Annotated in this window: 23 protein-coding genes; 16 read left to right on the forward strand and 7 right to left on the reverse strand. The window is 55.6% G+C overall.

Going from position 1 to position 25,678, the window contains the following annotated elements:
* Window positions 1-57: 57 nt before the first annotated feature.
* From VH413_05840 to VH413_05875, 8 genes are all read left to right on the forward strand, one after another.
* A complete protein-coding gene (locus VH413_05840) occupies window positions 58-930 on the forward strand; it encodes a phosphate ABC transporter substrate-binding protein (protein HEX3798206.1) in 873 nt (290 codons plus the stop codon).
* A gap of 100 nt (window positions 931-1,030) precedes the next feature.
* Window positions 1,031-2,200, forward strand: coding sequence for a phosphate ABC transporter permease subunit PstC (gene pstC / locus VH413_05845; protein HEX3798207.1), 1,170 nt, complete (start codon window positions 1,031-1,033; stop codon window positions 2,198-2,200).
* Window positions 2,197-3,165: a phosphate ABC transporter permease PstA gene (gene pstA, locus VH413_05850; GenBank protein HEX3798208.1), complete on the forward strand. Its 969-nt coding sequence runs from the start codon at window positions 2,197-2,199 to the stop codon at window positions 3,163-3,165. Before pstC ends, pstA begins: the two co-directional genes overlap by 4 nt.
* Complete coding sequence (pstB, locus tag VH413_05855) at window positions 3,162-4,001, forward strand: phosphate ABC transporter ATP-binding protein PstB (protein HEX3798209.1); 840 nt, start codon at window positions 3,162-3,164, stop codon at window positions 3,999-4,001. The genes pstA and pstB overlap by 4 nt, the downstream gene beginning before the upstream one ends.
* 39 nt (window positions 4,002-4,040) lie before the next feature.
* Window positions 4,041-4,718: a phosphate signaling complex protein PhoU gene (gene phoU, locus VH413_05860; protein HEX3798210.1), complete on the forward strand. Its 678-nt coding sequence runs from the start codon at window positions 4,041-4,043 to the stop codon at window positions 4,716-4,718.
* A gap of 121 nt (window positions 4,719-4,839) precedes the next feature.
* A complete protein-coding gene (locus tag VH413_05865) occupies window positions 4,840-5,238 on the forward strand; it encodes a hypothetical protein (protein ID HEX3798211.1) in 399 nt (132 codons plus the stop codon).
* Between the two features lie 30 nt (window positions 5,239-5,268).
* A complete protein-coding gene (locus VH413_05870) occupies window positions 5,269-5,541 on the forward strand; it encodes a hypothetical protein (protein ID HEX3798212.1) in 273 nt (90 codons plus the stop codon).
* A gap of 65 nt (window positions 5,542-5,606) precedes the next feature.
* Complete coding sequence (locus tag VH413_05875; protein HEX3798213.1) at window positions 5,607-9,257, forward strand: DNA polymerase III subunit alpha; 3,651 nt, start codon at window positions 5,607-5,609, stop codon at window positions 9,255-9,257.
* Between the two features lie 99 nt (window positions 9,258-9,356).
* Here the strand turns inward: VH413_05875 and VH413_05880 are convergent, their stop codons facing one another.
* Together VH413_05880 and VH413_05885 are read right to left on the reverse strand one after the other, a co-directional pair.
* The gene (locus VH413_05880) at window positions 9,357-10,142 is read right to left on the reverse strand and encodes a dienelactone hydrolase family protein (protein HEX3798214.1); all 786 of its coding nucleotides are present in this window, start codon (window positions 10,140-10,142) and stop codon (window positions 9,357-9,359) included.
* A gap of 179 nt (window positions 10,143-10,321) precedes the next feature.
* A complete protein-coding gene (locus VH413_05885; GenBank protein HEX3798215.1) occupies window positions 10,322-11,209 on the reverse strand; it encodes a dihydropteroate synthase in 888 nt (295 codons plus the stop codon).
* Between the two features lie 245 nt (window positions 11,210-11,454).
* On the opposite strand from VH413_05885, the gene VH413_05890 reads away from it, so the two are divergent.
* A complete protein-coding gene (locus tag VH413_05890; GenBank protein HEX3798216.1) occupies window positions 11,455-12,639 on the forward strand; it encodes a M20 family metallopeptidase in 1,185 nt (394 codons plus the stop codon).
* A 24-nt stretch (window positions 12,640-12,663) separates the two neighbouring features.
* The gene (locus VH413_05895; GenBank protein HEX3798217.1) at window positions 12,664-13,971 is read left to right on the forward strand and encodes a hypothetical protein; all 1,308 of its coding nucleotides are present in this window, start codon (window positions 12,664-12,666) and stop codon (window positions 13,969-13,971) included.
* A gap of 27 nt (window positions 13,972-13,998) precedes the next feature.
* Here the strand turns inward: VH413_05895 and VH413_05900 are convergent, their stop codons facing one another.
* Window positions 13,999-15,108: an aminopeptidase gene (locus VH413_05900; protein ID HEX3798218.1), complete on the reverse strand. Its 1,110-nt coding sequence runs from the start codon at window positions 15,106-15,108 to the stop codon at window positions 13,999-14,001.
* 175 nt (window positions 15,109-15,283) lie between these two features.
* Between VH413_05900 and VH413_05905 the strand changes: the two genes are divergently transcribed.
* The 4 genes from VH413_05905 (at window position 15,284) to VH413_05920 (ending at window position 20,662) form a co-directional block, all read left to right on the forward strand.
* Window positions 15,284-16,144, forward strand: a complete 861-nt coding sequence (locus VH413_05905) for a TIM barrel protein (protein ID HEX3798219.1) — start codon at window positions 15,284-15,286, stop codon at window positions 16,142-16,144.
* 87 nt (window positions 16,145-16,231) lie between these two features.
* A complete protein-coding gene (locus tag VH413_05910; protein HEX3798220.1) occupies window positions 16,232-17,665 on the forward strand; it encodes a glycoside hydrolase family 71/99-like protein in 1,434 nt (477 codons plus the stop codon).
* A 71-nt stretch (window positions 17,666-17,736) separates the two neighbouring features.
* Entirely contained in the window at window positions 17,737-19,311 is a 1,575-nt protein-coding gene (locus VH413_05915) for an alpha/beta hydrolase (GenBank protein HEX3798221.1), read from the forward strand.
* A 94-nt stretch (window positions 19,312-19,405) separates the two neighbouring features.
* Window positions 19,406-20,662 carry a hypothetical protein gene (locus VH413_05920; GenBank protein ID HEX3798222.1) on the forward strand — a complete coding sequence of 419 codons (1,257 nt, stop codon included), beginning with the start codon at window positions 19,406-19,408 and terminating at the stop codon, window positions 20,660-20,662.
* A 37-nt stretch (window positions 20,663-20,699) separates the two neighbouring features.
* On the opposite strand, the gene VH413_05925 is transcribed toward VH413_05920, so the two are convergent.
* The 3 genes from VH413_05925 to VH413_05935 form a co-directional block, all read right to left on the reverse strand.
* Window positions 20,700-21,746, reverse strand: coding sequence for an RNA polymerase sigma factor RpoD/SigA (locus VH413_05925; protein ID HEX3798223.1), 1,047 nt, complete (start codon window positions 21,744-21,746; stop codon window positions 20,700-20,702).
* A gap of 57 nt (window positions 21,747-21,803) precedes the next feature.
* A complete protein-coding gene (locus VH413_05930; protein HEX3798224.1) occupies window positions 21,804-22,019 on the reverse strand; it encodes a hypothetical protein in 216 nt (71 codons plus the stop codon).
* Window positions 22,020-22,315: 296 nt separating this feature from the next.
* Entirely contained in the window at window positions 22,316-23,389 is a 1,074-nt protein-coding gene (locus tag VH413_05935) for a putative zinc-binding peptidase (protein ID HEX3798225.1), read from the reverse strand.
* Between the two features lie 328 nt (window positions 23,390-23,717).
* On the opposite strand from VH413_05935, the gene VH413_05940 reads away from it, so the two are divergent.
* The gene (locus VH413_05940; protein ID HEX3798226.1) at window positions 23,718-23,873 is read left to right on the forward strand and encodes a DUF3309 domain-containing protein; all 156 of its coding nucleotides are present in this window, start codon (window positions 23,718-23,720) and stop codon (window positions 23,871-23,873) included.
* 137 nt (window positions 23,874-24,010) lie between these two features.
* Window positions 24,011-24,556, forward strand: a complete 546-nt coding sequence (locus VH413_05945; GenBank protein ID HEX3798227.1) for a hypothetical protein — start codon at window positions 24,011-24,013, stop codon at window positions 24,554-24,556.
* Between the two features lie 385 nt (window positions 24,557-24,941).
* On the opposite strand, the gene VH413_05950 is transcribed toward VH413_05945, so the two are convergent.
* Window positions 24,942-25,589, reverse strand: coding sequence for a hypothetical protein (locus VH413_05950; GenBank protein ID HEX3798228.1), 648 nt, complete (start codon window positions 25,587-25,589; stop codon window positions 24,942-24,944).
* Window positions 25,590-25,678 lie beyond the last annotated feature (89 nt).

The raw sequence follows: 25,678 nt of genomic DNA on the forward strand, positions 1-25,678 counted from the left end.
AACACCTTGCCTTTACCCTGAACTCGAAGTAAGTCGTAACTCAGATATTTAAACACGATGCATAAGTTCATCAAAAACCTGGCCTTGATCGCGGCTCTTTTGTCCGTCGCCGTCTCCGCGCGCGCGGCCAATGTCACCGTCAAAGGCTCCGACACCCTCGTCATCCTCGCGCAAAAATGGGCCGAGGTTTACATGAGCGCCCATCCCGACGTCAAAATCCAGGTCACCGGCGGCGGTTCGGGCGTCGGTTTTGCCGCGTTGCAAAATCAGGGCACGGACATCGCCGATGCCTCGCGCCAAATCAAAGCCAGGGAAAAAGAAGCCTGCATCAAGGCCTTCGGCAAAGTTCCCCGCGAATACAAAGTCGCCATTGACGGCCTCAGCGTCTATGTCAACAACGCCAACCCCGTCAAAGACCTCACGCTCGCCCAACTTGAAAGCATCTTCACCGGCCAAACTCGGAATTGGAAAGACCTCGGCGGCCCCGATGCCCCCATCACCATTTACAGCCGCGAAAACAGTTCCGGCACTTACGAGTTTTTCAAGGAGCACGTGCTGAAAGGCAAAGACTTTTCCGCCAGCGCCCAGACCATGCCCGGCACCGCCGCGCTCCTTCAAGCCATCAACAAAGACCCCAACGGCATCGGTTACGGCGGCGCCGCTTATGGCGAAGGCGCCCGCGCTTTGGGCATCAAGGCCAATGCCTCGTCCCCCGCGATTTTGCCCACCGAGGAAACCGTCCTCAACCAGACCTATCCCATCTGGCGTTATCTGTATAATTATGTGAATCCCGCCCTGGACAAGGACGCCATCCACGCCTACCTGGATTGGATTCGCAGCCAGGACGGCCAAAAAATCGTAAAGGAAGTCGGCTATTATCCGCTGCCGGAAGCCTTGCTGTCCCGGCAGGGATTGGCCGCGCAAAAATGATTTAGTGTTGATAGTTACAGTTGGTAAGTTCCTGCTAGCATAGTGCGCGAGCGGGCGAGAGGTCAGATCGTTCGATCCTTCGCCCGCTTTTTATTTTAACATGACGGACAAATCAAAACGCAGCATCGGCTGGATGGGCTTGCAACGCGGCCATCAGGCCCGCCCGCTTGAATGGCTTGTCGAAAAAGGCATCCTGCTCGTGTCCTTTTCGGCGATTGCGATGGTCTTTCTCATCTTCATTTTCGTCGCGCGCGAATCGCTGCCCATTTTTCTCGGCCAAATGAACAGCGCCTCCGTCCAGAAAGTCATTCCCGTCGCCGACATGGACAAACTCACTCCCGCGCAACTCCAGGATTACCTCGGCCTCACACCCAAACAATTCGCCGACATGGATGACGATACCAAAAAAACCTTGATGGAGGTCAAGGTGGATGCCGCCGCCGAAGCTTCCAAGGACAAGGACGCCGCCATCAACACCACCTCATGGCGTTATCTCCTCAAGCCCTATCAATGGACCGGCTACGACAAACCCGTTTATATCTGGCAACCCGTTTCGGAAATCCAAAAATATAACATCATCTCCCTCGTCATCGGCAGCCTCAAGACCACCCTTGTCGCGCTGCTGTTCTCCATCCCGCTCGCGCTTGGCGCGGCCATCTACGTTTCGCAACTCACTTCGCCCCGCAAACGCGAATTCCTCAAGCCCGCCATCGAACTCCTCGCGGGCATTCCCTCGGTCGTGCTCGGATTTTTCGCGCTCATCGTCATGGCCACCGTCCTGCAAAATATTTTCGGCTACCAATCGCGCCTGAACGCCTTCGTCGCCGGAATCGCGCTCGGCCTCGCGATCATCCCCGTGGTGTTCTCCATCGCCGAAGACGCCCTCACCAGTGTCCCGCGCAGCTACACGCAGGCCGCGCTCGCGTTGGGCTCCTCCAAATGGCAGGCCGCGTGGAAAATTGTTTTGCCCGCCGCGATTCCCGGGGTGTTCGCCGCGTTCATCCTTGGCTTCGGCCGCGCCATCGGCGAAACCATGATCGTGCTCATGGCCAGCGGCAACGCGAGCATCGTCTCCTGGAATATTTTCGACTCCACCCGCACCATGACCGCCACCATCGCCGCCGAACTCGCCGAAACCGTTTTCGGCGGCCAGCATTACCGTATCCTGTTCATGCTCGGCGTGCTGCTGTTCGTCGTGACTTTCGTTTCCAACATGGTCGCCGAACTCGTCATCAACCGCCTCAAGCACAAACTCGAAGGCAAACGATGACCCCCATCGCTCCCTCTCCCCATCCGCGCTCAAGCCGCTCCTTCGAGAGCGAGCGCTTTGATTTCGTCTCCTTCTTTTTTACCGGCCTCACCGGCCTCGCAACCTTTCTCATCATCGCCACGCTCGCCGTGATCTTGATCAACGTCCTCGTGAACAGCGCCGGCGGCCTTTCGCTGCGTTTCATCTTTGCCGGCACGGAAAAAGACATGTTTGACGTCAATCACGCCGGCGTCCTCCCCATGATCATCGGCACCTCCGCCCGCGTGCTGCTCATGACCATTTTCGTCATCCCCATCGGCGTGATCACCGCCGTGTATCTCACCGAATACGCCCACGCCTATTCCATTTACACCCGCATCATTCGCGGCGCAGTCAACAACCTCGCGGGCGTGCCCTCCATCGTGTTCGGCCTCTTCGGCCTCGGCTTCTTCATCAACTTCATCGGCCAGCACATGGACGCCATTTTGCACCCGCACAATCCCGAACCCATCTGGGGCAAGCCCGCGCTGATCTGGGCGTCGCTCACGCTCGCCGTGATGACGCTTCCCGTCGTCATCATCGCCACCGAAGAATCGTTGCGCGCGATTCCGCAAGGCCTTCGCGAAGCCAGCCTCGCTCTCGGCGCGACCAAGCTCGAAACTATCATCCGCATCGTCGTGCCGCAGGCGCTTCCCGGCATCATGACTGGCGGCATCCTCGCCGTGAGCCGCGCCGCCGGCGAAGTCGCGCCTATCCTTTTCACCGGCGCGGCCTATTTCATGGCCGACCTGCCGCACTCACTCCACGACCAATTCATGGACCTCGGCTATCACGTTTTCATCCTCTCCACGCAATCCCCGAATGTTGACAAAACCAAGCCCATCCTTTACGCGACGGTGGTGGTGCTGTTATTTTTAACCTTTGCTTTGAACATCGTCGCTATCTTCATCCGCTCGCGGATGCGGAAAAAATTGCGCGCGTTATGACCGAAACTCCACGAATCGTTACTGCGCCGCCGGCTGCCACTCCGGCCGTCAATCCCCCGTCGCCCGCCACTGCCACCGCCGCGGCTCCTTACATCGAGACCGAAAAACTCTCGCTCTTCTACGGCCAATCGCAGGCGCTCAAGGAAATTTCCATTCAGATTCGCGAAAAGCTCGTCACGGCGTTCATCGGCCCGTCCGGCTGCGGCAAATCCACATTGCTCCGCTGCTTCAACCGCATGAACGACCTCATTGATAACGTGCGCATTGATGGCCATATCCGCATCGCCGGGCACGACATCAACCATCGCCAGGTGGACGTCATCGAACTCCGCAAACGCGTCGGCATGGTGTTCCAGCGCTCCAATCCCTTTCCCAAATCCATCTACGAAAACATCGCCTACGCTTTGCGTTTGCAAGGTATCAAGAGCCGTTCCGAACTCGATGGCATCGTCGAGAACAGCCTGCGCGGCGCGGCGCTTTGGGACGAAATCAAGGATCGTCTCCACACCAGCGCGCTCGGTTTGTCCGGCGGCCAGCAACAACGCCTCTGCATCGCCCGCGCCATCGCCATCCGCCCGGAAATCATTTTGATGGATGAACCCGCGTCCGCGCTCGATCCCATCGCCACCGCCAAGGTCGAGGAATTGATCCTCGAATTGAAACGCGAATTCACCATCGTCATCGTCACCCACAACATGCAGCAGGCGACGCGTATCTCGGATTACACCGCGTTTTTTTACCTCGGCGAATTGATCGAATACGACCGCACCGCGCGCATCTTCACCAACCCCGCCCGCAAACAAACCGAGGATTATGTCACTGGCCGTTTCGGTTGACAATCACATGGAAAAGCCGACATTCATTATTGAAACGCCATGACCATCCACTTTGAACACGAGCTGGTGGAGTTGAAGGAAAAGCTGCTGACGATGGCCAGCCATGCCGAGAGCGCCGTCACCCGCGCCATCAAGGCGCTCGTCGAACGCGATGACGAACTCGCCCGCCGCGTCATGGCCGATGATGTCATCGTGGATCAATTCGAGAAGGAGATTGATGAGATGGCCATTCATCTTTTGTCCAAGGCGCCGCTCGCCAGCGACCTCCGGCTCATCACCGTCGCGATGAAAATTTCCCACGACCTTGAGCGCGTTTCCGACGAGGCCACCACCATCGCCCGCCGTTCGATCGAGTTGAGTCTGGAACCGCAACTCAAGCCCTACGTGGATCTCCCGCGCATGGCCAGCATGGCGCTGGAAATGTTGAAAGAAGCGCTCGATTCCTTCGTCAACCGCGAACCCGCCAAGGCCCGCTCCATCATCCCGCGCGACAAGGAAGTGGACCTGCTCAATAAACAACTTCACCGCGAACTTTCCAGTTACATGGTCGAACGCCCAAGCACCATCACGCGCTGCCTGAACCTGATGGTCATCTCGAAAAGTTTGGAACGCGTCGCCGACCACGCCGCGAACGTCGCCGAAGAAGTCGTCTATCTCTACGAAGCCCGCGACATCCGCCACAGCGGCCAGGCCCCCGCCACCGCGGCGACGAGTTAAAGAAAAAAGCCGCAGCGTTTTTCGCAGCGGACTTCCCTTCCTAATGGACCGCGGTCTATGACCCGCAGCATTGTTAAAAGAAGATTGCCGCGCAAGACTGGGCCGAGGCCGGTTTGACCTTATGCACCTGGCTGCGGGGCGTAGACCCGCGGTCCGTAGGGAAAGATTAAGCGTTGAAAAAATCTTCCCTCTGCATCATCATGGGCTCGTTCAGACAATCAACGGATTTCGCATGATGAACACATTCTCAAGACACCAATTTGGCGCACTGATTCTTTTCGCCTGTTTCCTGAATCGCCTGGGAATGGCCCTGTTCCGCGTAAAGCTCTACACCTTCAACAAATCCGTCCTGCTCAACACCGCTAACGGCCATTTTGACTACTCGTTTTCATGGTCTGCAACCGCAACCTGGTCTCTGATGATTTTGACGGCGCTCACCATCATCGGCCTTTGGCTGCTGCTGATGCCCGCCCGCAAAAAACTGCCGCCAAAAATCCAGTCCCAAACCAATCCGGATTAGATTTTTGAGACTTCAAACCGAATGAAATTTTTGTCACGACGCCGTCTTGGCATTTTCATTATGGGTTTATCCATTTTGATTGGCCTGCTCTTATGGTTGTCGGGTGTTCAATTTTTTACCGTGTTGCGATCAGACGAGATAAATTCAGGAGCAACCAACACCGTTCCCGCACAGACATTCGCCCATGCAGAAATAATTCGGATGCATTGGCCGATGAAAATCCTGCCATTATCCTTGCTTCTTGGTCTTGTTTTAACCGTTATACCTTCACGTAAAAATACTCCGCCAAAAATCCAATCGTAGCCGCGCGTTTATTTTCTCCGCGAAACCTTGCTTGCGCTTCCTCCGTCGCGCTTTAAAATGGAAACATGTCGCACGCTGACTTTGTCCATTTGCATTTGCACACCGAGTATTCGCTGCTCGATGGCGCCTGCCGCCTTGACCGGCTGATGGAGAAAGCCCACGAGTTGAAAATGCCATCGCTGGCCATCACCGACCACGGCGTGCTCTACGGCGCGATTGATTTTTACAAGGCCGCCCGCGAAAAAGGCATCAAGCCCATCATCGGCTGCGAAGTTTACGTCGCGCCCGGCAGCCGTCTCGAAAAGAAAAGTTCCAGCGGCGGTCGCGATGTTTATAACCATCTCGTCCTGCTCGCGAAGGACGAGGCTGGCTATAAAAACCTCATCAAGCTCACCACCGCCGCGCATCTCGACGGTTATTATTACAAGCCGCGCATTGATAAGGAACTGCTCGCATCGCACAAGGAAGGCTTGATCGCTCTCTCCGGCTGTCTCGCGAGCGAAATTTCGACCTGGATCACGAAAGACCAACTCGACCGCGCCCGCGATTCTGTGGACTGGTTCAAGCAAACTCTCGGCGCGGAAAATTTTTATCTCGAGTTGCAGAACAACGGCATCCCCGAGCAGGTTAAAGTGAATGACCATCTCATTCTTTGGGCGAAGGAATTCGGCCTCAAACTCGTCGCGACGAATGACGTGCATTACATCGAGAAAGGCCATTCGCACGCGCACGATTGCCTCGTCTGCATCGGCACGCAAACCATGTTGAGCGATCCCAAGCGCATGGGCGCCGGTTATCCCGCCGAGCAGCTTTACCTGCGCTCCGCCGAGGAAATGAAGGCGCGCTTCACGGACACGCCCGAGGCGATTCAAAACACGCTCGAGATCGCTGAGAAATGCAACGTCGAAATCGAGTTCAATAAATTGCATTACCCGGTTTTTCATCCGCCGGAACATTTCACGCGCGAAGGTTTTTTGCGCAAGCTGCTCGCCGAGGGACTCGAACGCCGCTATGGAATGGACGTCCTCGCCGAAGGCGAGAAATTCATCATCGAAAAAATCTCCGACGCGCGGCGCTTGCCGACCTTCATTCCCACGCCCGAACAAAATCGCGAACCAAACACACCCATCACGGACTTGAACGATCCGGCGGTCGCGGCGGCGGTGAAGGTCGTGATTGATCGCCTCGACGTCGAACTCAAGGTCATCGAGAAGACCGGCTTCATCAGTTATTTTTTGATCGTCGGCGACTTCGTGCGCTACGGTCGCGATCACGGTATTTCCTGCGTGGCGCGCGGTTCCGCCGCCGGGTCCATCGTGACCTTCTTGCTGGAGATTTCCAACGTGGATCCGATTCGTTACGGCCTGCTCTTCGAGCGATTCCTGAATCCCGAGCGCGTGAATCCGCCGGATATTGATATTGATTTCGCCGATGATCGCCGCGCGGACGTGATCGAATACGTGCGCAAAAAATATGGCAACGAATCCGTGGCGCAAATCGTCACCTTCGGCACGATGGGCGCGAAGTCCGTCGTGCGCGATGTCGGCCGCGTGATGGGCCTTGGCTACGGCGATTGCGACCGTCTCGCCAAGATGATTCCCACCGATTTGAAGATGGATTTGAACAAGGCGTTGAAACAATCGCCCGACCTCAAGACCGCGTTCGACACCGAGGAAGTCACCCGCGAATTGTTCGATACCGCCTTCATCCTCGAAGACCTCACGCGCAACGCCTCCGTCCACGCCGCGGGTGTCGTCATCGGCGACCAGCCGCTCGTGAATTTGCTTCCGCTCAAACAGGACGAGGACGGCACGCTCGTCACGCAGTACGCCATGAATCCCGTCGGCGAACTGGGCCTGCTCAAGATGGATTTTCTTGGGCTCAAAACGCTGACCGTCATTCGCAACACCTGTGAAATGGTCAAGGCCAGCAAAGGCATCGAAGTCCCGATTGATAATCTGCCGCTCGACGATGCCAAGACTTACGACCTGCTCAACAAGGCGCAAACGCTCGGCATCTTCCAGTTGGAATCCAGCGGCATGCGCGATTTGTGCCGCAAGTTTCAGATCAGTTCGGTCGAACATATCACGGCATTGATCGCGTTGTATCGCCCGGGGCCGATGGAGCTGATTCCCGAATTCATCAAGCGCCGCCACGGCGAGGTGAAGATCGAATACGAACATCCCTTGCTCGAAGCGATTTGCCGCGAGACTTACGGCATCATGGTTTATCAGGAACAAGTCATGCAGGCGGCGCAGGTGCTGGCGGGCTACACGCTCGGCGGCGCGGATTTGCTTCGCCGCGCGATGGGCAAGAAAAAAGTCGAGGAAATGCAGAAGCAGCGCGAGACCTTCGTGAAGGGCGCTGCCAAGACGAATCAAATTTCTGCCTCGAAGGCGAACCAGATTTTCGATTTGCTCGAAAAATTCGCCGGCTACGGCTTCAACAAATCGCACGCGGCGGCTTATGCGATCGTGGCATATCAGACGGCGTATCTGAAGGCGAATTATCCCGTCGAATTCCTCAGCGCCATGATGACGAACGACATGAGCGACACCAAGAAGCTCGGCGAGTTCATCAACGAAGCGCGCGCAATGGGCATCGAAGTGTTGCCGCCGGACGTCAATGAAAGCCAGGTGGTCTTCGCGCCCGCGCGCGGCGGCAAAGTGATTCGTTTCGGCCTCGCCGCGATCAAAGGCGTCGGCGAAGTCGCGGTGTTGAGCATTCTCGCGGCGCGAAAGGAAGCCGGCGAGTTCCCCGCGCTCGCCGATATGTGCGAACGCGTGGACATCCGCACCGTGAACCGCCGCGTGCTGGAAGCCTTGATCAAATCGGGCGGTTGCGACGCCTTCAAGGAAACGCGCGCGACTTTGTTTGCGCAGATAGACCGCGTCCTCGCGCGCGCGGCGGGAATTATTTCTGATCGCCAGCGCGGGCAAAGCTCGATGTTCGGCATGCTCGAGGAAAAAGCGGAAAAGCAGGAGACCTTCGCGAAGTTGCCAGAGTGGTCGCAACATGAATTGCTCGCCGCCGAAAAAGAGTTGCTTGGATTTTACGTGACCGGCCATCCGCTCACGCCGTTTGCGCCGCTGTTGAAAAAATATGCGCTCACCAACACCACCGGCCTCACTCAACTCCCGAATCGCGGTTTGACGCGCATCGGCGGATTAGTGTCGGCGGTGCAACAGGGCGTGTCAAAAAAGAGCAACAAGCCTTATGCGATGGTGACGCTCGAAGACCTCGAAGGCACGGTACAAATCCTGTGCATGAACGAGAATTACGACAAATATCGCAGCCTGTTTGTGATGAACAAAGCCCTCCTCATCGTCGGCGAAGTGAACAACGGCGAAGACAAACCGAAAATCTTTCCGCAGGAAATCATGCCGCTTGAGGACGCGCCGCGCAAATATACGAAGCAAGTGCATTTCCGATTGCACACCGCTCATCTCCAACCGCAGCAAATGTTGAACCTGCAGGAGCTTGCCTCGGCTTACCCCGGCAAATGCCCGCTCTTTCTCTGCTTCATGCGCCCCGGCGGCGAAAGCATTTTTGTCGAGACGCACGAGAAATACTGCGTCGCGCCTTCGATGCAATTACAACAAGCCGCCGACGAGCGTTTCGGCGACGACACCTATTACGTCAAAGTGGACAGCGCCTTGCCCGAACGCGTCCAGCGCAAATGGGAAAAACGCGGCGGCGACAACGGCGACGAGTAATCAAAGGGAGGGCGGGCGTACTCGCGAGCCGTAACTATTTTTCAAGGCTGAACAATTTTAATTTGCCCGGCCCTTGGCAAAAAAGGAGGCGATTCTTCCTCAGTGAAAAATTTCCGCAAAAAATTGCTGCATGTCTGCCCATGAACGCCGATCGGCCTTCTCATTGTAAGCCGCGCCTTTTATTTTCATATCGTCAGCGTCCTTTTCCGTGAAGCTGTGGACCGCGCCGCCGTACAACACCATCTGCCAATCCACTCCGGCTTCGCGCATTTCATTTTGAAACGCGGCGACATCTTGCGGCGAACTAAACGGATCATCCGCGCCGTGAAGCACGAGCACCTTGCCCTTGATATTCTTTCCGTCCGCCGGGTTCCGTGAATCCAATCCGCCGTGGAAACTTACGATGCCCGCAAGGTCCGCGCCGCTACGCGCCAGTTCAATGGCCGTCGTGCCGCCGAAACAATAACCGATAGCCGCGACGTGTTTGCTGTCCGTGAGATCATTCTTTTCGAGCACGTCGAGCGCCGCCTTCGCGCGTTCACGCAAAAGACCGCGATCACCCTTATATTTCCCGGCCTGCTGGCCGGCTTCGGCGGTGTTTTTCGGGCGAATGCCTTTACCGTAAATATCCGCACAGAAAACCACATAGCCCATTTGCGCGAGCATCTCGGCGCGATGCTTTTCATAATCGGTCAGGCCCATCCATTGATGCACAACTAACACGCCGGGGCGTTTGCCCCTGGTGGAATCATCATAAGCGAGATAGCCTTCGAGCGTGGCAGCGCCGTCTTTATATTCGACATTCTCAGTGTGAACCGCGGCGTGGGCGCGCAGCACGCCGCCAAAAGTCAGGAATGCAATCAAGGTTGTGATTAAAATTTTCATGGCAGCAACTATGGCACGCGCGCGACCAAAAATCCAGCGGGAGGAGTTCTTCCTTACGGACCGCGAGCCTATGACTCGCAGCAACGTGCATAAAGTAATGCCGTTCTCGAATCAGCCTGACGCGACAATCTCAATCGTGAATTGCTGCGGGTCATAGACCCGCGGTTCGAGAAGTATCCTTAGAAAATTTGCAGCGCATCCAACACCGCCTTGATGCGCGGGACTTCGTGCGTGCGATATAAATCCGTCTTCCCCAGCGCCGCCATCACCGCGAAAAACGGTTCCGCGCTGCGCACTTCTTCGCCAAAAAATTCAAAAGCATGCGGCAACGCGTGGCAGGTCGGAAAACCCAGTTGCCGGAGACGGAAGGTGTTTAAAAACGTCGTCAACTGATGGCGCACGCGCACGGCACTATCCTGAAGATTACGATAATAAAATCCCAGGCCCGGATCTATGAAGATTTTTTCGACGCCGTTGCGCGTGGCCAATTCGATCTGCCGGGCAAAATATTCCTCCAGCATCGCCGTGGGATCGGTGGTGAAATTGAAATCGCTGACGTCGCGCACATTTTTTCCCTGCACATGGCAGATGATGACGGCGGCATCGTGCGCGGCCACCATGCGAAACAATTCTTCGCCACGCTCCACGCCAGTGAGATTCAACACACTCGCGCCCGCTTCAAGGCACGCGCGCGCCACTTCGACTTGATACGTCTCGACCGACACCAGCAAACCCGCCGCGCGCAAACCGCGAATCACTGGCAGCAGGCGGCTGTTCTGCAAACCCTCATCCGCCCGCGCGGCGTGCGCCAGGCTCGATTCCGCGCCGACATCAATGATGCGCGCTCCTTGCGCCCCAAGCACGCGCCCGCGCTGCACCGCTGCTTCCGCGCTAAGGCAAACGCTCTCGCGATACCACGAATCCGGCGAAAGATTGATCACACCCATGATCGCCGGTTGCGAATTGAAAGTGAACGGCTTGCCCCCGATGGAAAATTCCTTCACGCGCGCGTGCGCGGCGGCGCGATGCTTCTCCAACAACTCGGCCAGATATTCGAGTTTCAACATCGTCGCCATCCTACTGACACCTTGTGTAATTGAAACCCCATTTTTGCGGATCAAATGTGAAGGTGCGCATCCTATCACTGTTCTTAAAATTCCAGCCAACCGTCCAAGCGGAGACGACTGTCAGTCTTGTCCAGAGAAGCGCGCATCTCACGTGCAGTAGCCGGTGTTTCGTCAGCCACATCTTTTCCCTCCCTCTCAATCAATAATACCTAAACGGTTCTGACGGGGAGGACGTCTGTCAAACTTTGGGCTTTGAAGTTGGCGGCGGCGCGAACATAGTTACGGTGGTTTTTCGCGCCATGACCAAAACGGAAAAATTACTTTGCGAACTGATCGCGCTGCCGAGCGTGAACAATGCGCTTTTGCCCGCCGGACATCCGCGCGCGGGTGAACAACGCGTCGCCGATTTTCTCGCCGCGACGCTCGTATCCGCCGGTCTGGGTGTGGATTTGCAGGAAGTGTTTCCCGGTCGCAACAATTTGCTCGCGCGCCTTTCGCCTTCGGGAAAAGTTCGCCAGCGCATTCTGCTCGCGCCGCACATGGACACCGTGGACGCGGCGGACGCCAAACAACTTTCGCCGGAAAAAATCGGCGATCGCATTTGCGGACGCGGCGCTTGCGACACGAAAGGTTCCGTGGCGGCAATGGCAGGCGCGCTTTGTGAACTGGCCGGAAGCAATCGGCGTCCGCAAGCGACGGAAATTATTTTTGCGGGCCTGATAGATGAGGAAGTAGGGCAAGCCGGTTCGCGCGCGCTGGTGAAATCAAAATTAAAAGCGGATCTGGCCATCGTGGGCGAACCGACGCGGCTGGAAATCATGACCGCGCACAAGGGGAACTTGTGGCTCAAGCTGGAAACGCACGGCCAAGCGGCGCACGGCGCGCGTCCCGACCTCGGCAAAAACGCAGTGCATGAAATGGCGCGTGTGGTGGATTTATTGGAAACGGATTACGCGGCGCAACTGCGCCAACGGCGGCACGCACTTCTTGGCCGCCCGACCATCAATGTCGGCACGATTTCCGGCGGCGTGCAGGCGAATATCGTGCCCGACTATTGCGCCATCACGATTGATCGCCGGACGATTCCCGGCGAAACCGACGCGAGCGTGCTGCGCGAAATCAAGGCTCTCCTGAAAAAGAAACATTTGCGCGCCACCTTCGCAAACACCAAAGACGCTCCCTGTTTTCCAATGGAAACCGACACGCGTTTGCCGCTGGTGCGGGAATTCATGCGCAGCGTGGGCCAATCGCGCGCGCGGGGCGCGGATTATTTTTGCGATGCCTCGGTGCTCTCGCGCGGCGGCACGCCGAGTGTGGTGTTCGGCCCCGGCGACATCGCGCAGGCGCATACCGCGGATGAGTGGATTTCGGCAAAGTCGCTTGAACGCGCCCGCGAAATATTAGTCCATTTCTTGTCGGCGTTGCCGTGAAAGCGCGCTAATCTCATTACATTCATGCCTGCTGAAGCCATCGAATCGAAAACCGCCGTCTCGCAAAACCACCAGGGCTCGTTCTTCCGTCAAAGCGGCTGGATGATGATCACGGCGGTGGGCGGCGGCGCGCTGATGTTCGCGGTGCAAATCATCGCGCGCGGATTTTTGAAGGACGACGAATACAGCGCGTTCGTGGCCCTGATCCAGTTGACGAACTGGATGATGATTCCCTCGCTCGGTCTGCAAATGGTCTTCACGCAGCAAACCGCCGCGGCGCGAACCGAGCAGCAACGGCACGAACTCGTCGGCACCATGAAATCGGTTTTGCTGTGGACTTTTTGTCTGTGGCTGCTCATGGCCGTCATCGCGTTGGGCGGAATGAATCATTGGGTGGAGGTGCTCAAGCTGAAGAACGCAACGTCGCTGGTACTGACTTTGCTGGTGGGATTCACAATGTTGTGGCAGCCAATATTTCAAGGGCTGCTGCAAGGGCGCCAAAACTTTTTTTGGCTGGGCTGGGTGGCGGTTTTTAATGGCGTGGGCCGATTGGTCATTGGTGGATTTATCGTGCTGGCATTGCACGGGCAAGCCTCCGGGTTAATGACGGGCGTGCTGGCGGGTTTGGTCCTGGCGGTGGGCACAGGCGGGTGGCAAAACCTGGATTTGTGGCGGGAAACGAGCGCCAAATTCGACGTGGCCGGCTGGTTGAAACGGGTCGTGCCGCTGACCCTGGGTTTTGGCGCGAGCACATTTATTTTCAGCGCGGATGCGATCGCGGTGCAGGATTACCTCGGCGCGAATGGAGCGGCGGCGGATTATATGTTTGGCTCGACCTTGTGCCGCGCCATTGTCCTGTTCACCGCGCCGCTGGCGGCAGTCATGTTTCCCAAGCTGGTGCACAGCCGCGCGTCATCGCAAAAATCCGACCTGATGGGGCTGACCCTGCTCGTGACCGGCGGCCTGTGTGGCATTGCGGTGGCGGGATTATGGCTCGTGGGCCCGATCATATTTCATGTGCTGAAAAAAGATCCGAACGGCCTGATGCTTCCGCTCATGCCGATGTTCGCGCTCGGCATGGTTCCGCTGGGAATGGGAAATGTGCTGCTCTATAATTTAATGGCCCACTCGCGATTCAAGATCGTGCCGGCGACCGCCGCGCTGGCCATCGGCTATTGGTTCGCGCTGCAACATTTCCATGATTCATTCAAGATGGTCATCGAAACTTTTGATATTTTCACCGTTGTCTATCTTGGGATTTGCGCGTTGTTTAATTGGGTGCTGGATAAAGACCCGGGCATCGCGGTGGAAACCATCGCGACCCAACCATAGCCTCAACGCAAAAACTTCCCGCGCGTCCTATTTCAAATTCGCGGGATTCAGCGGCTTCAATTCCTTTGGCAAAAATATTCCGTCCTTGCGGATCAATTTATCGTCGAACCACACTTCGCCGCCGCCCCATTCCGGACGCTGGATGAGCACCATGTCCCAATGCACCGCTGAACGATTTCCATTATCCACGTCCTCGTAAGCCTGGCCGGGCGTGAAATGCAGCGACCCCGCGATCTTTTCATCAAACAAAATATCGCACATCGGGTTCAGGATATACGGATTGAAGCCCAATGAAAATTCGCCGACGTAACGCGCGCCGGCGTCCGTGTCCAAAATTTCGTTCAAGCGTTTCGTGTTATTCGACGTCGCTTTCATGATTTTGCCATCCTTGAATTCGAGGCGCACGTTCTCAAATTTCGACCCCGAATAAATCGTAGGCGCGTTGTAAGTGATCACGCCATTCACCGAGTCTTTGATCGGGCAGGAAAACACTTCGCCGTCGGGAATGTTGCGGTCGCCCTTGCACATCTTCGCGCCGATGCCTTTGATGCTGAACTTGAGGTCCGTGCCTGGTCCCTTGAGATGCACGCGGTCGGTTTTTCCCATCAGCTTTTCCAGCGGCGCCATCGCGCGTGCCATCTTCGCGTAATCCATCGTGCAAACGTCAAAATACAAATTCTCGAATGCCTCAGTGCTCATGCCCGCGCCCTGCGCCATGCTCGGCGTCGGCCAGCGCAATACGACCCAGCGCGTTTTGTTCACGCGATAATTCAGCACGGGGCGCATGATCTTGGAATACATCGCCAGCTTGTCCGCGGCCACGTCCGCCGTTTCGTTGGCGTTCGCGCTGCCGCGCACGGCGATGTAAGCATGCACTTTTTTCATGCGAAACATCTCCATGTCCCGCACCAGCGAGGCATGCGCCGAATCCGTGTCCTTCAAAATCTCGCGGCTGATGCGCGTGTGGCGCACTTCGATCAAGGGTGTCGCGCCCGTAGCGCGCACGGCGCGCATGAGCGCGATGGAAAATTCGTCCGGCACGTCAATCATGTCGAGCAGCACGCGCTCGCCTTTTTTGAGCCTGGTGGAATAACCGACGAGTAAGTTCGCCAATTTTGCGTAACGTGGATCAGTCATAGTTGGTTTTATAACTAACCATAGAACTCAAAAATGTCACCCTGCAAATTAGTGCCGTCCCGGCGAGGTTTCGGGGGCGCGGCCAATCTCCTCTATTTTGGGGAGAGACTAATTGCGCGAGTCCGGGTATTACTTGGGAAAGCCGATCCAAGCAATGCATCGAAAATCTATAATTATGAAAAATAATCACTCAGTAAGCCGCCGTAAATTTTTGCAAACCGGAATAATAGTGTCGGGATTTCTCGCGGTAGCGAGTCCTTCACCCGTGTTTGCCGGGGCGACCAAGCCGGAGCGCGATCCGGACGATGGCTTGAAGTTGGGAATCGCGTCGTACACCTTTCGCAAATTCACGCTCGACCAGGCGATTGCGATGACCAAGCAAACCGGCCTGAAATATATCAATCTCAAAGACACGCATCTCCCGCTCAATAGCAGCGCGGCGGATTGCGTGGCGGCGGCGGCGAAAATCAAAGCTGCGGGACTCACGCTGATGGGCGGGGGTGTCATTTATATGAAGAACGACGAACACCAAATCCGGCAGATCTTCGAATACGCGCGCAATGCGGGGATGCCGATGATTGTTTGCAGCCCGGAACCCGAGGCGCTGGACATCGTCGAAAATATGGTGAAGGAATTCAATTTACGCATCGCCATCCATAACCACGGCCCGTCGGACAAAAAATATCCGTCGCCCCTCGATGTATTGAAGATGGTGGAGCATCGCGACGCACGCATGGGCATCTGCATGGACGTTGGTCACACAGTCCGGCTCGGGCAGGACCCGGTGGAAGTGATTTCGCAAATCAAGGAACGCCTTTATGACTTTCACATCAAGGACATCAACCAGCCCAATGCCAAGGGCCGCGACATGGAAGTCGGCAAGGGCATCATTGATATTGTCGGAATCTTCAAGGAATTCCTCGCGATGAAGTTTCCGGGTCATATCGGTTTGGAATACGAAGCCAACGGCGATGCGCCCCTGCCCGGCGTGATGGAATCGGTCGCCTACATGCACGGCGTCCTCGCGGCGGTCTAAACTCGCGCATTTTGCCAGCCGCTATCGTATCCTCGCTTTCGGGGATAGTTGAAATTAATGCGGGGCGTTAGGATTGAGCGTCTCCTTATGCACATATTTCAAAAGCTGCGGCTGATGCGTTCCAATGCGCGACGATTCTTCACGTTTATTTTCGCGAGCGGCTGCGGCTTGGGGATGGGGTTAACGGTCTCGGCGCAAAGCCCCGCGTCGAATGTCGTGCATGCCGTTGAATCCGCGCCCGCGCATAATGAACCCGCCGCCGGTGACGCCGAACCTTATGATGCCAGCGCCGTGCTCGCGCCGTATCATGGCCCCGTGGTAAAGGGCGTGGATACGCAAACCCTCACCGGCAAAGTCATGTGTGGTTATCAAGGCTGGTTCGGCACGCCCAACGATGGCAGCGGCGACCGTAATTGGCGTCACTGGACGAAACATTTCGGGCCGCTTGGCGATGGCAATGCGAAAGTGGATTTGTGGCCGGACGTTTCCGAGTTGCCGCCCGGCGAGCGTTACGCGACGGATTTTAAATTGGCCGATGGACGCCCGGCGGACGTGTTCAGTTCGTTTCGCAGGCCGACGGTGCTGCGGCATTTCGAGTGGATGGAGCAGTATGGAATTGACGGCGTATTTGTGCAGCGATTCGTCAACGGCCTCAGAAACCCCGAAAGCCAGGAGCATTGCAATCAGGTGCTGGCCAACTGCCGCGAAGGCGCGAATACGCATGGCCGCGCGTACGCCGTGATGTATGACTTGAGCGGGCTGGACGAAGGCCGCATCCACGAAGTCATGGATGATTGGCGGATGCTGCGCCGCAAGATGGCCATCACGGAAGACCCCGCGTATCTGCATCATCACGGCAAGCCGGTCGTCTCGGTATGGGGCGTGGGATTCAGTGATCGCCGCCGTTACACGCTGGATGAATGCAAGCAACTCGTCGAATTTTTAAAACAGGATGGCTGCACGGTGATGCTTGGTGTGCCCGCGCATTGGCGCAATCTGAACATGGACGCCATGAGCGATCCAAAATTGCTCGAAGTGATTGCGATGGCGGACATCGTGAGCCCGTGGACGGTCGGGCGATACAAGAATTTGGAAGAGGCAGAGGATTATGCGGACAATTTGTTGAAACCCGATCAAGCCTGGTGCCGCCAGCGGAAGATTGATTTTCTGCCGGTGGTTTTCCCCGGGTTTAGCTGGCACAACATGTACACCTACGGGAAGTCCAACCAGATTCCCCGCCAGCGCGGGAATTTTTTGTGGAAACAATTTACCGATGCCAAGGAAGCCGGAGCTTCGATGGTCTATGTGGCGATGTTCGACGAAGTGGATGAGGGCACGGCGATCTTCAAGTGCGCCAACAATGTGCCGGTGGGAACGGAATCCAAGTTCATCACGCTCGAAGGTTTGCCGAGTGATTATTACCTCAAGCTGGTCGGCTCGGGGACGAAACTTTTGCGTGGGGAACTTTCGGCGGAGGCGCAAAATAAAATGACGGAATCCATGTCGGGTTCCGTTCATTGACGCAGCTTCTTCCGCGCTGAAGAACGCGCGGGAAAGCGGTGGGGAATTGTTGTACGCAACCAATAAATATTATGACGGAAGGAATGTCTCTGGTAACGCGGGCCGGTTTTCAAAAGGTGGCTAAATTTTACGCCGCGGGAATGATCGCGCTGGGCGTCGTGGGATTTATGCGAGTGGGCAACGCGGCGGACACGCCGGCGGCGTTCGAAACTTCATCGGCTTTCACCGGAGAAAAAACCTCGTGGCATGGCTTTGATCGCTATGACTTTTTGATGGACGAGCAAACGCTGGAGATCAAACCCATCAAGGCGCAGGACGATGAGAAGGACGGCATCCGCCATAATATTGACGGGCAGCGCCGCTGCATCGTCGTCGTGCCGAAAACGGCGGCGGCGGGCAATCCCTGGTCGTGGCGCGGCTGCTATTGGGACCATCAACCGCAAACCGAAGTGGAATTGTTGCACCGCGGTTTTCACATCGCCTACGTGGAGTCGAGCGCGACGTTGCGTCCCGGAAAGACGTGGGAAGCCTGGTACGATTTTCTCGTAAAACATGGGCTCGCGAAAAAACCGGCGTTCGTGGGCATGAGCCGCGGCGGGGAATTCTCCTACACCTGGGCGACGATGCATCCCGACGAAGCCGCGTGCATCTACGCGGATAATCCCGGCGGCAGTTTTCAGATCATGACGAAGCTCGGCGAACTGGCGACCAACAACGTGCCGTTGATGCATGTGGTCGGCAGCATTGATCCATTGCGGGGCCGCGTGTCGGACCCGATGGAAAATATTTACCAGCAATTCGGCGGGCGCATCAGTGTGATGATGAAGGAAGGACGCGGGCATCATCCCCACAGCCTGCACGATCCAAAACCCATCGCGGATTTTATTGAGACGAGTGTGAATGAAACGCTCGCAACGCCGCCTGAGTATACCGGTCACCGCTCGCGGCACAGTTTTTTTTACAGCATCGAAAACATGTATCGCGATTTTCCGAAAGAAGGCACTTACATCGCGTGTCGCGGCCCGGTGTTCACGAATTGTTATGACCGGTACGATTTTGAATTGCCCGGCGTGGAAGGCACGATTTGTGTCATCGCGCCAAAAACTTCCGCGGCGGGAATGCCCTGGGTTTTTCGCGCGGATTTCTTGCGGCGCGACGCGGCGGTGGACCTCGCCCTGCTCGCCAAGGGTTTTCACATCGTCACCGGGCCGGTTCCTTACAATTACGATGGGCCGCAAGTCGCGAACTGGAACATTGTTTATAAACATCTGACCGACGCAGGCTTTTCCAAAAAGCCGGTGATGGAAGGCGCGGGCGAAGCGGCGGGTGAAGTGTATGCGTGGGCGATTGAAAATCCCGACAAAGTCTCCTGCATCTATGCCGCAAATCCGCAGATGCGCAGCAATCTCGCGAAGACCCAGCCGCTGGCGAACCTGGAACCGCTGGCGAAAGCCGGCGTGCCGGTGTTACACATTTGCGGCAGCCTGGACCCGTTTCTGGCGACCAATACGCGCGTGGCCGAAGAGCGTTACCAAAAGTTCGGCGGGCACATCAACGTCGTGATCGAAGACGGCGCTGGACATTATCCGCTGGAGCCGAAGGATCCGGGCGTGGCGGTGGATTTCATCACCCAACACGCGAACTGATTCGCAAAAATATTTTATGAAAGATTCGTTTGTGAGTGGAGCGCGGATATCGGCGCGATCCATTGGAAAGTGGAAAATATTTTTTTGCGCAGCGATGCTCGCAGGCAGTTTTATTTTAACGAGCATCACGGCGAGCGGCGAGGATATGAAATCACCGCCGGCAACCGCCCGTACCGGCGGTTACGCTTTTGACAAAACCATTTCGCGCGAGGTGTTGGAAAATTATCTGGCGCGTTCCATCACCATGCAGGGAATGTTGAATGGCCAGGGCGACCTGAAGGAAAATATTCGCATGCTCAAAGACATGGGCGCGAAATATATTGGCCGGAGCATTTGCCTGTGGGGCGGGGAAGCGAACCTGTTGAGCAACTTCACGCGCGCGAAGGAGCAAGTGCCGCTGGTGCATGCGGCGGACCCGGACATTGTTCTCGAAGCGTGCATCTTTGAAATCGTGAGCCGCCAGGTAAAACAAGTGCCGGTTCCCGCGTGGGCGTTTGAGGCCTTTAACCTGCCGGTGGAAAAAAGAAATTTCCGCTACGAAGACATCATTTATCCCGAAGGCCAGGGCCGCAAATGGAACCAGAACGCGGCCGTGCCGGACGTCAGCAAGCCCGAGACGAAGCTATGGTTTTATTTCCTCGCTCGCTCCTATATTGATCTTGGTTTCGAGGGAATTCATTGGGGGCAGGTGGAGTTGATGGCAAAAAATGATCGCGGAAATGCAAGCTGGGAACAGGTCCTGACCATGACGCGGAATTACGCGACGGAACATGCGCGGCGCCACATGGTTTTGTGCAACGGCCACACGCCCAGCGGCGGCCTAGCGCGACAAGGAAAATTGTTGTTGGACTTCCACGCGTTTCCCTTGCGCGTGATGGAAGTTCCCGACAAACCGGAGGAAGCGATTTTGAAAGTCGGATTCTCGGATGGAATTTACGGCCACAGCAAAGGCGGCCTGACCTACAGCGGTTGGTCCTGCGAACATTTGCCTTACCTGGTTGAACTGGATAATTACGGCGTGAGTCGGCATCCAAGCAAGCCGAACGAGCCGGGAAGTTTCAACTGGGTTTGGGGCTACGACGAGATTAGCTGGTTTGCGCATCAGAACGCCGAATATCGCAGTAATTGGCTGAACTACGCCTGGGACTGGGTGCGCAAGACCGATACTAACGGCTGGCTTGAAATGCCTGGCAGCCGCGTGGTGCGTTCGCCGCTCGACCATCGAAACTGGTATTACGCGAATAATCCAAGTCCAACCGTTCCCAATGGCCTGGGCGATGAGTCTGTGATTCGCGCCATTTGGTCAAAAGATTCCGCCAAAGATGCGTCCGCAGTTTCCGCGCGTCAGTGATCATGAGCTTGTCAAAAAGTTGATGGTTTAAAATTCGTCACGCGGCGAAACGAATGCCGCCCTCAAGTTTTTCCACGCTCTTGCGAAGTTTTTTCAACGCCACGTTTTGAATCTGGCGGATGCGTTCGCGCGTCAGGCCGAATTTGTGGCCGACTTCATCGAGCGTTTTTTCATTCTCGCCGTCCAGGCCGAAACGGCAGCGAAGAATTTCCAATTCACGCGGTGCGAGCGTCGAAGTCAACTGACGAACCATATTGGTGTTCGTCTTCTGTTCAAGCTGCTCGTAGGGCGTATTGGCATTTTCGTCTTTGACCGTCTCCGAGATTTGGTTGGAATCTTCGTCGCCATCGAAAGGAGTTTCGAGCGAGATGGGGCGGATGGCCGCGGTGCGGAGTTGCGCGATCTTGGCCGGGCGCATGCCCAACTCGCCACCCAATTCTTCATCGGTCGGTTCGTGTCCGAGTTCCTGTTGCATCTTCACAGCGGCGCGGCGGATGCGAAACAGTTTATCCACGACATGAATCGGCAGGCGGATGGTTTTGGATTGATTGGCGAGCGCGCGCTTGATGGATTGCTTGATCCACCACGCGCTGTAGGTTGAAAGTTTGGCGCCCTTGGTGGGATCAAAACGCTCGACCGCCTTCATCAAGCCGACGTTGCCCTCGCTGATCAAATCGAGCAGCGGCATGCCGCAATCCTCGTAACCGTGGGCGATTTTTACGACGAGCCGCAGATTGGCTTTGATCATCTGCTCGCGCGCGACCCGGTCGCCGCGTTTGATTCGGCGGGCGAGCGTCACTTCTTCGGCGGGCGTGAGCAGGCGGGTTTGGCCAACCTCGCGAAGGTACAGTTTGAAAGCAGTGTTTCCATCGTAAGGACGGCGGTCATCGCGGCGCACGGCAGGTTCCGCGGGTGCGAGAGTAGGCGCTTCCGGCTTCAACAGGCGCGTCAGATTGATGATTTTTTCTTCGTTCGGCTGCGGAGAAAATTTCGGCCGGCGCGAAAGAGATTTTACCGGTTTAATTTTAAGCGAGCTTTTACGTTTAAAATTGACGCGCGACACTTTCATGGATGTTTTTTTCATGATGCCCTTAATGGTTCATACGCTATTGAGATCGAAGTTGAATGCGACCGTTGCGATTTAGCCAAGCTGCGAATTGAAAGCCGAAACGGGCATGGCTCCCGGACCGTAAATATGGGAGAAACGACTCTTCCTGGCGCCGCCCGATTTAGATTTGAGGTTCGTGGGAGTGGAGAGATTGTTCACGATCTGGTTCTGAAGCAAACGCGAGAAGTGGGTCTTCATCGTTTCCACGAGGTTGTTCCAACGGCTGGCTTTGCCGAAATGAGGGACCATATTTGGACCGTCACATCTGCTGGAAATCTGGTATCGAGAATTGTTCGTCATGCTATCATTTAACGCTAGAGATGTGCCACGAGCCTGGCTGACAGCGATTGGCAAAAATATTAGGGAAATGAAACATTCCTCGCGCGGGCCGATTTCCGCAGAATGCAAGATGCGAAGATGGGGGTTTTAGTGAGTGGCAGAATGCGAAAAGAGGAAAAGTTAAGGTTTACGTTTTCGGTTTTCAGGCCCCATCCTGAAATAGATTGGTACTTTGGGAATAAAAAACCGGAAACGCTTACCGATTGTTATTTTCCGATGCGGGAATTGCGGAAGACTTCGTGGACAAATTTTAATTTCTCAATCGCGGGATCGGATAAAACGAAGGGATAGGCATCGAGCAGACCCATGCCGCGATTAAGGGAGTTGAGCGCGTGGGTCAACGGAAACCAACTGGCGAGGATGGTTTCAAAATCGGCGTCGCGGTCGTCAACGCGCTTGAGATCAGTGGACATGGATTTGGCGGCGGGGTGATTCGGCTTGAGCGAGACGCCGAAACTGTGCGCCGTCTCGACCATATCCACGATATGAAAATAATGCGCGCCGGTCTCCGCCCAGTCTTCCCACGGATGCGTCGTCGCATACGCGCTGACAAAATGGGTTTGCCAATCGGGTGGTGGCCCTTGCGCGTGATGACGCTTGAGCGCGGCGGCGTAATCGGTGGTTTCATCGCCGAATAATTCACGAAAATGCGCGAGCCATTGGCTGTTCGCGATAAGCCGATCCCAATAATAATGCGCGACCTCGTGCCGGAAATGGCCAAGGAGCGTGCGATAGGGTTCGTGAAAACCGACGCGGCGGCGCTCGCGTTCGGCGTCGTCCGCTTCGGCGATATTCAAGGTGATCAAGCCGTTCAAATGACCAGTGAGGGCTGGCGGTCCGCCGGGTACGTCGGCAATAAATTTAAAACGCAATGAGGGACGATTTTCGGCAGGCGCGCCTTCGGTCGGAAGTCCCAAGTGCATTAAGGTATAAACCAGTCGGCGCTTGGCCTTTTCGAGTTTGCGCCAGCGCTCGAGATTTTCGGCGATAGACAAATCGGGAATCATCTCGTTGAGGCGGCAGGATTCGCAAAAGGGATTGGGGTCAGCCATTAAGACCATCCAATTACACACTTCATGCTCGCTGCTGTTTTGGCATTGGCGATAGAGCTGATTTCTAAAAGCGCTAGCAATGGGCCGCCAGGATTGGCCGCCTTCAGGCACAAGCGCGCCCAGTTCGCCGGCAGCCGGTAGGAAACCGAGAACGTGGCCGCATTTGACGCACTTGACGTTCTCGAAAAAAACGAGGCTGCCGCAGTTATCGCAATGAAATGTTTTCACCGTAGAATTTTGTCACGCTGCTTTAGCACTCGAAATGCCAGCTTAAGAGAAGAATTAGAGACGAGTTTGTGCGGAGAAAGCTCGGCCAAAATAATTTACGCAAAAAAAGAAATTGCGAAATGCAGCTAGGCCGTAGGTTGTGCGGCAAATTGCGAGAGGCAACAATTCAAACGTGTTCGCGGCAATTTGCTTTCGAAATAATTGCGTTTTGCTTTCTAAAAATGGGGAATTTGATTTAACCGGGGCGAATAGACATAAATTGGCGTCAAAACGCCGTGGTTATGGTTGGCATCGCGCCAGCTTGATAAGAATTAATGAAAGGCAAAATATGATCGGCACGATATTACTAATTGTTCTAGTGCTTCTTCTCATCGGTGCACTACCGACCTGGCCGCACAGCCGGTCATGGGGATATGCGCCCAGTGGCACCTTGGGAACCGTTGTCCTCATTCTATTAATGATGGTGATGCTCGGCTGGATTTGAACACCATTTTCTCAGCGCGAATTTAAATTTATCAAGCAAGTCAACCCATCGTCGCACCTCGCGATGAATAACCAGAAAGCAAAATGAAAACTCAAACTATATTCAAGAGGGCCGCTTCAATGTGCGGAGCCGCGCTTGTGACTTTTGGTCTTAACGCCTACGCGGCGCCGGGAGTTGTTGTAGGCGGTGGAGCGGCGGGCACGCCGCCGCGCACTGGAACACCGATGAGTCCAAACACGACAGTGCCCAATACGCCGGTTCCCAATAGCCCGAACCTGACACCGCCGAGTAATCCAAATCTGACGTCGCCCACGAGTCTTAACCTCACGCCGCCAAGCAACCCCAACTTAACGTCGCCGAACAATCCTAATTTGACGCCTCCAGCGAATCCAAATCTGACGTCGCCCAATAATCCCAACCTGACTCCTCCGGGTTCTTTAAATAATCCGAATACACCAGGGACGATCAACACGCCGGGTTCGATCAATCCGAATAATCCTATCTCGTCGAATCCAAATATTCAAAACCCAGCGGTCAATAATGGCAACGGTGGAATCCGGGGCGGAGTGACCAATGGATTTAATCGCACTCCTAACGGTGGAAATGGCACGAATGGATTTTTTATTCCCGCGACTTCCAACGGTGTTCCGGTAGTTGGCCCCGGCGCTGGCACGCAGCACTAATCTTTCGGTAAAACGTCCGTTCAAAGCCCGGCGACTTTTGGTCCGCCGGGTCTTTTTTTAGCCACAGGTGTAACACGAATTAAACACGGGTAAAAATGTTCCGAGAGGATAGTAAACGAATGATCACTGTAATAACGTGCTTCATCCCAGAGATTCCATAATTCTCAAAGGTTAATGGTTTGTACCGATCACAAGCTGATTTGATCCTCCTTCTTGCCACTTGCGAGAAGAAGCTTGGTCAGAATAGAAGCGTCAGAGTGCAGAAAAAATTCTTCAATGGACCGCAGGTCAGGATAAAACCACGAGCGCGTTTTATATAAAAGAAGACCCCGGCGGTTCTCTTTCCGCCGGGGCGTAGGGGGATTTTAGCGGGTTTTGTAAATTTTTAGAAAGCGACACGCACGCCAGCCCGGCCCAGGCCATAGTCGCGGTCGCGGTCGGTCCATACCCAGCGGGCATCCACGAAGATGCCGACATTATGGATGAAACGGTATTCCAAGCCGCCGCCGACATGGCCGAAACTAGCGATCACCGGGTCAAATTGATGACCGCCACCAGCGAACGCATAAGGCGCAAAACCGGAATTTCCGATGGGAAGGCGCCCGATCAAACTGCCGGAGACATTATCCACGAAGTTGTGGCGGGTATCTTCCGAGTAAGCCTCAGCGCCCACGCCCAGGTAGCGGAGGAAAAAATAATTAACCCCAAGACCCGCGCCGAGCCGCGAATCGTGCCGGATACGATGGCCGGAGGGATGATCAATGGTATGTTTATCCAACGCATCCGTTCCGAACAAATCCACCGAGAATTCGTTTGCTTGATAGAGATCATCAGGGTTCTTGTAGAAGAGACCCCGATCAGTTTGGCCAGAGGGTTGGCCGGAAGGTTGTGCATGGACTTGATCGTAGGCCAGAGTAGGAGCCGGCGCATCAGGAATGGTGTTTTGATTTGCCGCGGCGGGCTGATTGTCGGCCAGCAGCGGGGTGGCGGCGGCCATCAGAATCGTTCCTCCCAGTATAAGTTGCTTTCTCATATTTCGATGTGGTTAGTTTGTTGGTGCATTTAGTAACTCGCGTTTACGGCAATCTCATTAGCTGATGAAATGCCAAGAGAAGTAATATA

It is taken from the genome of Verrucomicrobiia bacterium (assembly GCA_036268055.1).
Lineage (GTDB): Bacteria > Verrucomicrobiota > Verrucomicrobiia > Limisphaerales > Pedosphaeraceae > DATAUW01.

Excerpts from the sequence above, each read along its gene's own strand:
- VH413_05840 (HEX3798206.1), top strand. The coding sequence starts at position 58 with ATGCATAAGTTCATCAAAAACCTGGCCTTGATCGCGGCTCTTTTGTCC.
- pstC (HEX3798207.1), top strand. The coding sequence starts at position 1,031 with ATGACGGACAAATCAAAACGCAGCATCGGCTGGATGGGCTTGCAACGC.
- pstA (HEX3798208.1), top strand. The coding sequence starts at position 2,197 with ATGACCCCCATCGCTCCCTCTCCCCATCCGCGCTCAAGCCGCTCCTTC.
- pstB (HEX3798209.1), top strand. The coding sequence starts at position 3,162 with ATGACCGAAACTCCACGAATCGTTACTGCGCCGCCGGCTGCCACTCCG.
- phoU (HEX3798210.1), top strand. The coding sequence starts at position 4,041 with ATGACCATCCACTTTGAACACGAGCTGGTGGAGTTGAAGGAAAAGCTG.
- VH413_05865 (HEX3798211.1), top strand. The coding sequence starts at position 4,840 with ATGCACCTGGCTGCGGGGCGTAGACCCGCGGTCCGTAGGGAAAGATTA.
- VH413_05875 (HEX3798213.1), top strand. The coding sequence starts at position 5,607 with ATGTCGCACGCTGACTTTGTCCATTTGCATTTGCACACCGAGTATTCG.
- VH413_05880 (HEX3798214.1), bottom strand. The coding sequence starts at position 10,142 with ATGAAAATTTTAATCACAACCTTGATTGCATTCCTGACTTTTGGCGGC.
- VH413_05885 (HEX3798215.1), bottom strand. The coding sequence starts at position 11,209 with ATGTTGAAACTCGAATATCTGGCCGAGTTGTTGGAGAAGCATCGCGCC.
- VH413_05895 (HEX3798217.1), top strand. The coding sequence starts at position 12,664 with ATGCCTGCTGAAGCCATCGAATCGAAAACCGCCGTCTCGCAAAACCAC.
- VH413_05900 (HEX3798218.1), bottom strand. The coding sequence starts at position 15,108 with ATGACTGATCCACGTTACGCAAAATTGGCGAACTTACTCGTCGGTTAT.
- VH413_05905 (HEX3798219.1), top strand. The coding sequence starts at position 15,284 with ATGAAAAATAATCACTCAGTAAGCCGCCGTAAATTTTTGCAAACCGGA.
- VH413_05910 (HEX3798220.1), top strand. The coding sequence starts at position 16,232 with ATGCACATATTTCAAAAGCTGCGGCTGATGCGTTCCAATGCGCGACGA.
- VH413_05915 (HEX3798221.1), top strand. The coding sequence starts at position 17,737 with ATGACGGAAGGAATGTCTCTGGTAACGCGGGCCGGTTTTCAAAAGGTG.
- VH413_05920 (HEX3798222.1), top strand. The coding sequence starts at position 19,406 with ATGCTCGCAGGCAGTTTTATTTTAACGAGCATCACGGCGAGCGGCGAG.
- VH413_05925 (HEX3798223.1), bottom strand. The coding sequence starts at position 21,746 with ATGAAAAAAACATCCATGAAAGTGTCGCGCGTCAATTTTAAACGTAAA.
- VH413_05930 (HEX3798224.1), bottom strand. The coding sequence starts at position 22,019 with ATGGTCCCTCATTTCGGCAAAGCCAGCCGTTGGAACAACCTCGTGGAA.
- VH413_05940 (HEX3798226.1), top strand. The coding sequence starts at position 23,718 with ATGATCGGCACGATATTACTAATTGTTCTAGTGCTTCTTCTCATCGGT.
- VH413_05950 (HEX3798228.1), bottom strand. The coding sequence starts at position 25,589 with ATGAGAAAGCAACTTATACTGGGAGGAACGATTCTGATGGCCGCCGCC.